Genomic DNA, 11,681 nt, shown 5'->3' with positions numbered 1-11,681 from the left:
GCGCATCATTGATGCAAGGCGATACTGCAATAATGACAGGTTTATTCATTTCTACAAATGCTTGTTTCATCATATTTTCAAATCATTAGTTCGATGTTTACGGCTGCAAAGTAACAACGCTTTTTCCGAAAAACAATGGTTTTCAAATCCTGTGGCAGCATGTTGCCGATAGTTGCAGTGGTTGTCTGGGGTGCATCTGTTCCAAGGGTGCTATTTTAGCCGTAATTTTGCACCCGAAAGGCAAAGCGATGGATAGCGCATCCATATCGTTCCGAGAAGAACAAGGCTTGATATTCCGCAAAGGACTGGATTTCCCGAACAGCTTCCATTCGGGATGGGGACAGCTTCTTACGAAGGCTAACTTCAATCCACCCTAAGCGGATTTTTATGTCCTCAAAGACATAGCAAGGTATGTTTTGAGTTACTCAAAACCTTTGGAGTTACTCTCCAAAGACCTTGCCCTGCCGGGTTGGTAGCCTCTCCGAAGTCGGGCTCCCCATGTTACAATCTGACGATAGTTTGTGCAATTCCATTATTGCCGCATGTACCACTTAATCCATTTTATATGAACACAGAAAGAAAACGAGGGGGACGAATCCCAAAACTGAACCCGAAGTCGCACCATGTAATGCTTCGGTTCGACGATGACGAATGGATGAAATTCCTCGTCATGTATGAGCAGACAGATGTGAAGGCGAAGGCTGTCTTTGCCAAGGCACGCATCTTCGGCGAGCCGTTCAATGTGTTGCGTGAGGATAAGACACTGGTGGAATACTACACCAAGCTTTCTTCTTTTCACTCGCAGTACCGAATGATTGGCAACAACTACAACCAGGTTGTCAAGGAACTCCGTTGTCATTTCTCAGAGAAAAAGGCGATGGCTTTGCTCTATAAGCTGGAGAACTGCACCAGGGAACTGGTCTCTCTTACCCGTGAGATTGTTGAACTAACCCGTAAGTTTGAGGAAAGATGGTCGCAAAGATAAGTTTCGGAAGTTCATTGTATGGCGCACTGGCATACAATGGTGAGAAGATTAACAAGGAAGAGGGAAAGCTCTTGGCTACAAACAAGATCTTCGATGATTGTTCGGGAAAGACGAGCATCGCCAATGCCTTGCGTGATTTCCAGCGATACCTTTCTCCGCACATCAGAACAGAGAAGCCTGTCGTGCATATCTCCCTGAATCCGCATCCTGATGATGTGCTGACGGATATGGAGATGGAGAACATCGCCTGTGAATACTTGGAGCGCATGGGATATGGCAACCAGCCATACATGGTTTACAAGCATGAGGACATTGACCGTCACCACATGCACATCGTGACCATCCGGGTGAATGAGAACGGCAAATGCTTGGACAGTCGATATAATTACCACAGGAGCAAGGCTATCACCCGTGACTTGGAGATGAAGTACAATCTCCACAAGGCGGACCGCAAGCAACGTCGATTCGACAATCCACTTTGTAAGGTGGATGCAAGCCAAGGCAATGTGAAGAAGCAGGTTGCCAACACCGTAAAATCTCTCTGTGCTACCTACAGGTTCCAGTCCTTAGGCGAATACCGTGCACTTCTTTCCTTATATAATATATCCTTGGAGGAGGTCAGAGGCGAAGTTGGCGGTCATGAGTATCATGGTTTTGTCTATTCTGCCACGGACGGACAGGGAAATAAGGTTGGAAATCCTTTCAAGGCTTCCAAGATTGACAGGTCTGTCGGTGCGGAGGCGATAGAAAAGCGGTTCGCTTATTCTGCCAAGAAGTTTAAGGAGGACAAGAAACTCTCCGAGATGACCAAACATAGCGTGGAAGCAGTCTTGAAGCAGACATACCATAAGGATAAGTTCGTTGAACTGCTGAAAGCAAAGGGTATTGATGTTGTTTTCCGCCATACAGCTGACGGCCGTATCTACGGAGCAACATTCATTGACCACCGCACCCAAAGCGTTTTCAATGGTTCAAGGCTTGGAATGAATCTTTCTGCCAATGCCCTGCAGGAGCACTTCTCCTTACCTTACGAGAATGAGCAGCCGATACCGCTTACCATCCCGAAGGAAGATGTCACAATGCCGGAACAGGAATATCATGGTTCTGGCCTGTTCGATGAGTACGGCAGCGGTCTTGGACTTATGGCTGGAGGCGGTCCTTCAAATGAGGCACAGGAAGCTGCATTTGACAGAGAGTTGCGTAGAAAGAAGAAGAAACGAAAAGGGCGAAGTCTTTAATCGTGTTATCAAGGTTGGCTTTCTTATACAATGGAGAAAGCCTACCTTCAATCAAAAACAATTTGTATAACTTCAAAACAGAAAATCAATGGCACAAGAAGACGATTTGAGAGCATTGGGAAAAATCATGGATTTTCTCCGTGCTGTGAGTATCATACTCGCAATTATGAATGTATATTGGTATTGCTACGAGGCAATGCACATATGGGGAGTGACAATCGGGGTTGTTGACAGAATCCTTATCAACTTCAATCGTACAGGTGGTTTGTTTCATTCCATTCTCTACACCAAGCTGTTTTCGCTTCTTCTCCTGGCGCTCTCATGTCTGGGAACCAAGGGCGTGAAAGCAGAAAAGATGAGTTGGAACAGGATTTGGACGGTTCTTGCCGTTGGCTTCTGTCTGTTCTTTCTCAACTGGTGGATATTATTGTTGCCTATATCTTATTTGGGCAATGCTACGCTGTACATCTTTACAATGACAGCAGGTTATATCTGCCTGCTGATGGGAGGACTCTGGATGAGCAGACTCTTGAAACACAACCTCATGGAGGATGTGTTCAATAATGAGAACGAGAGTTTTATGCAGGAGACCAAACTAATGGAGAATGAGTATTCCGTCAATCTGCCAACACGATTCTATTACAAGAAGAAATGGCAGAGAGGATGGATCAACGTGGTCAATCCGTTCCGAGCGACCATCGTGTTAGGTACACCGGGTAGTGGCAAGTCTTTTGCTGTAGTGAACAACTACATCAAACAGCAGATAGAGAAGGGGTATTCAATGTATATCTATGATTTCAAGTTTTCCGACCTTTCGACGATTGCCTACAACCACATGATGAACCATCAGAATGGATATAAGGTCAAGCCCCAGTTCTATGTCATCAACTTTGACGATCCTCGCAGAAGTCATCGCTGCAATCCTATTCACCCAGATTTTATGAGTGACATTTCCGATGCTTACGAAAGTGCATATACAATAATGCTCAACCTCAATAAGACTTGGGTGCAGAAGCAGGGCGACTTCTTTGTGGAGAGTCCGATAATCCTCTTTGCTGCCATCATCTGGTACCTAAGAATCTACAAGAACGGAAAGTATTGCACCTTTCCCCATGCCATCGAACTGCTCAACCGCAGATACGAGGATGTCTTTCCGATACTGACGAGCTATCCCGAACTGGAGAACTACCTATCTCCGTTCATGGATGCCTGGCAAGGTGGAGCGATGGAGCAGTTGGCGGGTCAGATTGCAAGCGCAAAGATTCCACTTTCAAGAATGATCTCACCACAACTCTATTGGGTGATGTCCGCAAGCGAGTTTACACTCGACATCAACAATCCCGAAGAACCGAAGATTCTATGTGTCGGCAACAACCCCGACCGTCAGAACATTTATGGTGCTGCACTCGGCTTGTACAACAGCCGCATCGTGAAACTCATCAACAAGAAGGGACAACTCAAATCATCCGTTATCATTGACGAGTTACCAACTATCTATTTCAAAGGCTTGGATAATCTGATTGCTACGGCACGAAGCAACAAGGTTGCCGTCTGCTTGGGCTTCCAAGACTTCTCGCAGTTGGTTCGCGATTATGGAGACAAGGAGGCAAAGGTGGTTATCAATACCGTTGGTAATATCTTCAGCGGACAGGTCGTTGGCGAGACCGCCAAGACTTTATCCGAGCGTTTTGGAAAGGTGCTCCAAAAGCGCCAGTCCATTTCCATCAATCGTCAGGATGTCTCTACATCTATCAATACCCAGATGGACAGTCTCATTCCGCCGAGCAAGATTAGCGGACTCACCCAAGGTATGTTTGTCGGCTCTGTTTCCGACAACTTCACCGAGCGCATAGAGCAGAAGATCTTCCATGCCGAGATTGTCGTTGACACCGACAAGGTAAAGCGAGAGGAAAGCCATTATCAGCCTATCCCCATCATCAACAACTTCAAGGATGCCGATGGCAACGACTGCATGAAGCAAGCTATTCAAGACAACTACAATCAGATAAAGGAGGATGTCAAGCAGATTGTCAAGGACGAACTGGAGCGCATCGCTGCTGACGAGAATTTGAAGCACTTGATACAGAAGGCATAAATGCGCTTTTCACAGTTGAATATAAATAGGTTTGTCCTATTGCTTTTTTCCGCGAGTGCCAAGAATAATAGTTAAAAATGATTATAATATAGCTAATAATTAGTTATCAATTTTGATAATCAAAATATTTATTGTAATTTTGCACACAAATAAAAATAACATGGCTGAATAATATATGAACATAACAAGTGAAGACGAGGCTTTGTTGGAACTGTTCGAAAATGGAAAGACATCTGACAAGAAGTATAAAAGACTTCCTATAGCCGCAATCAAGGGTTATGTTAAGGCTGTCAACAAAATGAGAGCTGCAACAAGAATTGAAGACATTATGCGTGATCATGGCTTGCGCTACGAAAGATTGCACGGAGACAGAAAAGATCAAGAATCCGTAAGATGCAATGATGTTTGGCGATTGATTTTCCAAAGCTCTCCTGCCGATGGCAGTATTATCATTACCGAAATAGAATTAATTGAAATATCACATCATTATGACTAAGTTTAGTTTCAATCAGGCAGTCCCATTTGAGGCAACTCATGTGGGCGAGGTGATTAAGGACGAATTGTCTGCTCGGAATATGAAGCAGAGCGAATTGTCCGAACTCACAGGCATACAGAAATCCATTCTGAATGATGTCATAAAAGGTAAACGTTCTCTGACACCTGAAATGGCATTGTTGTTGGAAAACGCTCTCGGCATTTCTGCGACATATCTCATGAACATCCAGACGCAATACGAATTGGATTGCGCCAAACAGAGCGAAAGGGTTGTGTTGCAGACTAAAATGCTTGAGATTTGGAATGTACTCAAAGACCAAGTATCAATTCCCTTTTTCAGAAAAGTCGGTATCGTTAGAGGAAATATCATCGAGGATGTAAAACGCATCTTCGAGGTCTTTTCCGTGGATAACTTGGATGATTTCTTTGGTTTGAAGGCAGAAGAAATGGAACTTTCTTATTACCGCAAGTCAGAAAAGGTGAAAACCAATCCCGTGGACATTCTGTCTTGGAAATATTATTGCTATCATCTCTCTAAAAATGATGATTCAACTTTATGCACATTTGACAAGGAGGCAGATACAGAGATGCTGGCAAGAGAGCTGAACAATGTGTTTAAAGAAAACAAGAATACGGTGAACAAAACCCAAGAGGTTCTTAACAAGTATGGCATTCGTTTTCTTGTAGTCAATAAGGTTGGGCAAGTTCCTGTTGATGGAATGTCCTTTTGGATAGGAGATACACCAACGATTGTCATCACTGAGAGAATAGCTTCCATTGACAATTTTGCTTTCACCACTTTACATGAGGTCGGTCATGTATTCAAGCACCTTACCCAAAATGGTAAGGCAATGATTAATCTCATGGAGGACAAGAAGAACATCGAGGAGTCTGAGGCTGACGAGTTTGCTTTAAATGCGACCCTACCAAATGCAGACTGGAAAAAGTTCATGGCAAGGACTCGTGATGTTGTACCTTATAAAATAGCACCATATATTCAGACAGAAGCAGACAAACACAATGTCAACCCACAACTTCTGTTCGGACGCTATAAGCATGATATAGGTATATACAAGATAAAGAATTTCTTTGAAACGAAAATTCTATAACGATTCACAAAGCACCATTGGTTACACATTTTATAGCCAATGGTGCTTTGCTGTTTCATCGCCTCATTCTCTCCAATTCATCATCCCTCCGCATTTTCTCATTCAACTTCTCCTGCATCTTGTCCAGAAAATAGGTGCGACTATAGTTCTTGCGTCTTCTGATGTCGGTGTAGAAACGATAGCAGTCCTTGGCTTTAATGCCAAAGAACTGGTACATGGCTTGCGCCAAGTCCTTGAATTTTACATCGCCATCGTTCACGCTTCCCATTACGCAGATGCCATATACCATTTCTACAAGGTCAACGGCATTGCCAGTCCATTTTACTAATGGCTTTGATTCTGATGATACTGGCGGGGAGGCTTCTGAAGTGGATGTGGTCACATGAAGATGATATGTTGCTGTCACATGCTCTTGCATTCTTCGGACAAATGCAATAGCCTTGCGCACATACAAGCCTACGGTTCCCAAACAATCCTTTATATGGGGCATTGACAGATGAAAGTCAAGCTCGGTCTCTGCGTATGACAGTGCAAAGACCGCTTGCTTCACGTTAGTGCTGCATAAATCAACCACAACCTTGATAAACTCACGATATGAGTTCTCCAAAGCGTTACCACCTTTGTTCTTATGACCTGCATTCAGCAAGTTGAAAAAATCAGTCTCTATCAATATGTTGTATTCCATGTTGCTGTCTCTTTTATGGGTTTGTACTAATTTGATGTTTCTGTGCGCACACCATTTATTAGTCCAATACCTATGCCATTCCAAGACAGACTAAACAATAGGATGATGATATTTCCTGATAATCAGCAACTTTATCAAGAGAATAAGATTTTCACAAGGAAATTGCAAGCAGAAATAGTGTAAGGAAAACTGGACACTCGTCCAATCTTCCTTACACGGTTCTTATACCGTTACAACTTGTTCGTAGAAATACCATACTCTTTCATACGGGCATAGAATGTAGTATGGCTCATTTCCAACATTTTTGCCGCATCACGCTTGATGCCATTGCATTGCTTCAAAGCCCACAAGATACGCTCTCGATTGATCTTGCGTTCTTGTTCATCCTTATTTCCGCAACACTATAATTTAACATTTTTTATAAGCACCTGAGCAACAATAAGTTGCTCAGGATTATGTCATGTCAGAAATTTCACTTATCTTAGTGTTGCATATAAAAACAAATAAAACTCTGAATGACATGGCAAAAATACAAAATACTGACCTTTTGGTTTTTGAAAACAACGACAGGTGTCCTAAACCGTTTATCTTATAATTGTACCTTAACTGCCTTTCCGTCATATTCCACGCTCTTGGTTGCCTGCATAGGCTGATCGCCTATACCACTATCAGCACCCACCATCACGATGTGGAATCTGCGATGCAGAAGCATTCCCTTATAGCTACCCTTGCGTGGAGCGATGCTTAGGGTTCTGTCTGCTTCATTCCATACAAACTGGATTTCTGAGAATTTACCCTTCTCGTAATTGTAGTTGTCACCCTCGTCCTCATAGAGCGTAAACGAGCCGTCTGCACCAGGATAGACACGGATTTCCAGCTCATCCCAAGGCTTCTCTGAACTATACTGCACTTCAGGACCGAATGGCAGGATGGTACCAGCCTTGATGAATACAGGCATGATGTCGATAGGACAAAGGCGCTGGATATCCTGACCGCCCTCATACTGGGTGTTGCTCCAGAAATCATACCATTTATTACCCTTTGGCAAGTAAACATTCACAGGCGCAGCTGCCTTCCTTACATCAGGATAGATGGTATGACCCTTCTTGGCCTTATCCTTCCAGGTGTATAAAGGATCGGTTACCGGCTTCACCAGGATGTTGCGGCCAAAGAGATACTCATCGTTCAGACGGGAAGCTTTCTTGTCGTGGGCGTAATCCATCACCAGGGCGCGCATCATGCTTCCGCTATTCTGCACGCAGTCGCTTGCCGTACTGTAGATGTAAGGAAGAAGACGATAGCGCAGCTTGATGGTCTTGATCATGGCATCATAAGCCCAGTCGCCCTGTTTTCCGAACTCATACAGCTCGCTTACCATCGGCGAAGAACAGTGGTTGCGCATCAATGGCATGAAGGTTCCCCACTGCATCCATCGGGTTTGCAGTTCCTGAATGGCTGGGTTCTTAGGATTCTGTTCAAACTCCCAGTAGAAGAAGCCGCCCAGGTCGGTGTTCCAGAATGGGATGCCGCAGAGTGAGAAGTTCAAGCCCGATGGAATCTGATTCTTCATTTCGTTCCAGGAAGCCACCACATCACCGCTCCAGCAGATGGTGCCATAATGCTGAATACCGAAACTGCCGCTTCGGGTCATCTGGAGCGAACGCTTCTCATTGCCCTTCATCGCTCTCTGATGCTCGTAGATGCTCTTGTTGTGCAACAGTGGGAAGGCATTCTTCACGCCCAGCCATGAACCGTCGTAGGTCTGATAGTTCTCGTCGCCCGGCTTCTCAAAATGGTCTGGCTCCGTAGAATCGGTCCACCAGGCATCGAAGCCCATCTGATAGAGATGAGTAAGATACTTCCAGTAGAGGTTGCGCGCCTTCGGATTGAAGACATCGTATGGCATCACACCACTGTTTCTTGGCCAGGTTTCGAAAGGAAGGAGTGCATTCATATTCTTCAGTTCACGATATTGCACTGTCCAAGGGCCGAAACTTGACCAGATGGAAATCATCAGGTGGGCATCGTTCTTATGAACATACTTCACCATCTCCTCCGGACTCTTCAGGCGAGGCTCTCCCTGTGCCTTCATCTGCTTCATATCTGTAGGAAGATACTTGGCAAAGGCAGGGTCGCCCACCTTATTTATATAGTATGGATTCTGGAATTTCATCGCATTCCAGTTGGAGTCACATCCCCAATACTGCCAGTCCTGCACGATGGCATCGGTAGGAATCTTCAGTTCGCGATACTTATCCAATACGCCTGCCAGTTCATCGCTGGTCTTATAGCGCTCACGGCATTGCCAGAATCCCATCGCCCATTTTGGGAACATCGTAGCCTGTCCGGTGAGTTCTCGGATGCTGGCGATGACTCCATCCTGCGTACCATCCTTGTACATGAAATAGTAGTCGGAGCAGGTTCCCACTTCGCTGGTAAAGGAAGTGCATGATGACTGGTTGCTATTATTCTTGGCAGCTACTACATCATTGAAATAGGTTTTTCCCGCATTGTCCCAGTAAAGACCATAGCCTTTCTCGCTGGTAAAATAAGGGATGGCGATATAGGTGTTATGATTCCAGAGTTCGATGTTCTGTCGGCCACGCTGATTCATATGAACATCACGCAACTGTCCCAGACCATAAATGGCCTCGTCGTCGGCAAGACGGAAGTCCTGCTCTATGCGGTACTTGCCCTTATTGGATTCATCCTTGCGGGCTTCCAAGCGGGTCTTCGTATCGGTAAGCAGCAGTTTTCCATCGTTCGAAAGGAAGCGGATTTCACCAGTTTTCTGATTCAGTTCAACTGAAATAAAAATAGATTTAATATTTACAATATCTCCGTTTTCCTGTATTTGAATACCATTCATCTGCTGAGGTTTCAAAACAACAGAATAGCTTTTCTTCTGAACAGAAGTACCTCGTTTGGCATCTGATTTCACGACGCGAACAATGGATGGAGAATAAAATTCGATAGTTACATTCTGCTGAGCAACCTGGCGGATAACAGACTGGGCTGCCACACCTTTCTGTGTACCTGTCACCTTTATACTCTTGGCGTAGAGTTCACATGGAAGCCCAACGGCAGCAATGCCCAAAAGGGCAATGAGAGATAAATTCTTTAGCATACTTTTTGGTTATTATATTAAAGGTTCATGATTTGTCTTATTCCAAAATACATCTGATCGTATTTTGGCTGCAAAGGTAATGCTAAATGATGGAAAAATGATAAAACAAATGATGATTCGAGTGGTACATTTGTTGAATTATACCAGAAAAAGCCCATTTCTAGGGCTATTTCTGCATAATTTATCTATATTCTGAAGGCAATACGCCAAATTCCTTTTTAAAACACTTTGTGAAATAACTGGGCGAGCTGAAGCCCGTCCTCTCCGCAATTTCATTCACGGTAAGCTTACCTTCCAGAAGCAAGGTCGCTGCACGATGAAGGCGGATAGTGCGAATAAATGCCACAGGAGTGATATTGGTCAGAGCCGTCAGCTTTTTATAAAGTCCTGTCCGCTCCATACAGAGATCCTGAGCCAGTTGCTCCACACCATATTCGCCATCTTCCAGATGCTGCTCTACCAAAGCACGCACCTGAAGAATGAACTCGGGCTCCGGATTGACAGCCCCGGCAGTTTCCGGTAGCAGGCCATCCTCTGGCAATGAAGGAACATCATCTTTAGCAGAATCAGTATTTATTACATTTTTATTCTTTCTTTTACGAAGATAAAGAGTGATGATGCACACTAAAGCCACAAGAAATACCACAAAGCAAGCAATCTCCCATCCCGACTTCCACCAGGGTTGATCTATTGTAAAGAAGAGACCCAACATAGGCGAAACATAGATTAGACCATCGTGATAAGTTCCCAGCCAGATGGCTCCTTCCTTATCCCGATAAACTGTATTAATGCCCGTGGTGAGCGATCTTCCATCAGGCAAAGCCAATTCCTTTACCTCGCGTGGAGTTGTACCCAACTTAAAATCAAACATTAAATAACCATGCTGACTGCTTATCAATGCCTGATTATCTGATGACATATTCAAGGTATGCAGAATGTAATCACATGCAAATATTCTGGAATATTTCCGGGTTTCCGGATCAAAATGCATGAAGATCGAGGCATCCGTCTTGTTCTTTTCATCACGTCCGGTTCTGATTTGATAAAACTGCCCACCTGACGTCTGAACTGTCAACGAAGTGTTACGGTAACGCTGGGCTTCGAGTTTCGAATAAGCTGAAGCTGTATAAACCAACTTACCTTTCAGAAATGCTGCTACGATTCCAGAATCCATAAAAGCATAGACATACCGGCCGTCGGTATCCAAATCCTGCAGACTGCCCCATTCATCCTGTAAGGAGATAAGACTTCCATCCTGCGTATTGAGCAGCAAATTGCCCATGACTACCCAAACCTGTTTTCTGCTATCAACAAATAAATCCTGAATATCTTCCCTCTTCAGTTCCTTTCTGAAATTTCCCCTCTCCTTACCTTCTTGCAGCAGAGAATCAAGAGGATGCTCCAGAAGTCTGCCTTCCGTAAGCTGAACACAGAATATTTTCTGATAATCCTTCACCCAAAGGCAATTATGATTATCAACATAAAGATGCGTCTGTCCCTTGTACGTAGTAATGCTTTCCATCTTTTCTGAGAAAAGAGGAATAAAAAAGAAACGTCTTCCATCGTAGAGATTGATACCCTTGGGAGTCCTCACCGCAAATCTGCCGTCTGCCAACTGCATCATCTGAAGAATACAATTATCAGACAATCCCTGTCGGGTATTGAGTACGTAGAAATAATCATTTTTCTCTACTTTTTGTGCAAAACAGGAAAACATATGACCCAAAAGGCAGAAAAAGACAGCTAATATGATAAACTTTCTCATAGAGGTAAATATGATATGACAAATGTACAGATACGAAATTGGCAGATTTCATTAATGAGCCCACTTTAAAAAGTAAGGCCTGTTTAAGATGTTTATATTTCACGATAATAATCTTCGATTTATGCCGTTATCTGGAGTATTTTTCGTATCTTTACACCATCAATCAAACAGAATGACTATGT

Annotated in this window: 9 protein-coding genes; 5 read left to right on the top strand and 4 right to left on the bottom strand. The window is 44.0% G+C overall.

The window, feature by feature from the left end; genetic code table 11:
- Positions 1 to 565: 565 nt before the first annotated feature.
- The 5 genes from mobA (at position 566) to EXN75_RS16195 (ending at position 5,922) form a co-directional block, all read left to right on the top strand.
- Positions 566 to 985 carry a conjugal transfer protein MobA gene (gene mobA, locus EXN75_RS16215; protein WP_134844611.1) on the top strand — a complete coding sequence of 140 codons (420 nt, stop codon included), beginning with the start codon at positions 566 to 568 and terminating at the stop codon, positions 983 to 985.
- The gene (mobB, locus tag EXN75_RS16210) at positions 970 to 2,223 is read left to right on the top strand and encodes a conjugal transfer protein MobB (protein WP_134844610.1); all 1,254 of its coding nucleotides are present in this window, start codon (positions 970 to 972) and stop codon (positions 2,221 to 2,223) included. Before mobA ends, mobB begins: the two co-directional genes overlap by 16 nt.
- Positions 2,224 to 2,311: 88 nt before the next feature.
- Entirely contained in the window at positions 2,312 to 4,318 is a 2,007-nt protein-coding gene (gene mobC, locus EXN75_RS16205; RefSeq protein ID WP_134844609.1) for a conjugal transfer protein MobC, read from the top strand.
- A gap of 175 nt (positions 4,319 to 4,493) precedes the next feature.
- Positions 4,494 to 4,814, top strand: a complete 321-nt coding sequence (locus EXN75_RS16200; RefSeq protein ID WP_025867317.1) for a type II toxin-antitoxin system RelE/ParE family toxin — start codon at positions 4,494 to 4,496, stop codon at positions 4,812 to 4,814.
- On the top strand, positions 4,807 to 5,922 hold the full coding sequence (locus EXN75_RS16195; protein ID WP_134844608.1) for a HigA family addiction module antitoxin: 1,116 nt from the start codon (positions 4,807 to 4,809) through the stop codon (positions 5,920 to 5,922). Before EXN75_RS16200 ends, EXN75_RS16195 begins: the two co-directional genes overlap by 8 nt.
- Positions 5,923 to 5,977: 55 nt before the next feature.
- Here the strand turns inward: EXN75_RS16195 and EXN75_RS16190 are convergent, their stop codons facing one another.
- The 4 genes from EXN75_RS16190 to EXN75_RS16175 form a co-directional block, all read right to left on the bottom strand.
- Positions 5,978 to 6,607 (bottom strand): RteC domain-containing protein, encoded by a 630-nt coding sequence (locus EXN75_RS16190; RefSeq protein WP_134844607.1) that lies wholly within the window; start codon positions 6,605 to 6,607, stop codon positions 5,978 to 5,980.
- Positions 6,608 to 6,837: 230 nt separating this feature from the next.
- Positions 6,838 to 6,975 (bottom strand): helix-turn-helix domain-containing protein, encoded by a 138-nt coding sequence (locus tag EXN75_RS16185; RefSeq protein WP_134844606.1) that lies wholly within the window; start codon positions 6,973 to 6,975, stop codon positions 6,838 to 6,840.
- A 221-nt stretch (positions 6,976 to 7,196) separates the two neighbouring features.
- Positions 7,197 to 9,734, bottom strand: a complete 2,538-nt coding sequence (locus EXN75_RS16180; RefSeq protein ID WP_134844605.1) for a glycoside hydrolase family 31 protein — start codon at positions 9,732 to 9,734, stop codon at positions 7,197 to 7,199.
- 181 nt (positions 9,735 to 9,915) lie between these two features.
- The gene (locus tag EXN75_RS16175; RefSeq protein WP_134844604.1) at positions 9,916 to 11,499 is read right to left on the bottom strand and encodes a helix-turn-helix domain-containing protein; all 1,584 of its coding nucleotides are present in this window, start codon (positions 11,497 to 11,499) and stop codon (positions 9,916 to 9,918) included.
- Positions 11,500 to 11,681: the final 182 nt, after the last annotated feature.

The sequence above is a fragment of the Segatella hominis genome (assembly GCF_004535825.1).
GTDB classification, from domain to species: Bacteria; Bacteroidota; Bacteroidia; order Bacteroidales; family Bacteroidaceae; genus Prevotella; species Prevotella hominis.
The sequence above is the reverse complement of the archived record's forward strand: the minus strand, read 5'-3'. Positions and strand labels throughout refer to the sequence as shown.

What these genes read in the sequence shown, in the direction of transcription:
- mobA (WP_134844611.1), top strand. Translation starts at nt 566, where the DNA reads ATGAACACAGAAAGAAAACGAGGGGGACGAATCCCAAAACTGAACCCG.
- mobB (WP_134844610.1), top strand. Translation starts at nt 970, where the DNA reads ATGGTCGCAAAGATAAGTTTCGGAAGTTCATTGTATGGCGCACTGGCA.
- mobC (WP_134844609.1), top strand. Translation starts at nt 2,312, where the DNA reads ATGGCACAAGAAGACGATTTGAGAGCATTGGGAAAAATCATGGATTTT.
- EXN75_RS16200 (WP_025867317.1), top strand. Translation starts at nt 4,494, where the DNA reads ATGAACATAACAAGTGAAGACGAGGCTTTGTTGGAACTGTTCGAAAAT.
- EXN75_RS16195 (WP_134844608.1), top strand. Translation starts at nt 4,807, where the DNA reads ATGACTAAGTTTAGTTTCAATCAGGCAGTCCCATTTGAGGCAACTCAT.
- EXN75_RS16190 (WP_134844607.1), bottom strand. Translation starts at nt 6,607, where the DNA reads ATGGAATACAACATATTGATAGAGACTGATTTTTTCAACTTGCTGAAT.
- EXN75_RS16180 (WP_134844605.1), bottom strand. Translation starts at nt 9,734, where the DNA reads ATGCTAAAGAATTTATCTCTCATTGCCCTTTTGGGCATTGCTGCCGTT.
- EXN75_RS16175 (WP_134844604.1), bottom strand. Translation starts at nt 11,499, where the DNA reads ATGAGAAAGTTTATCATATTAGCTGTCTTTTTCTGCCTTTTGGGTCAT.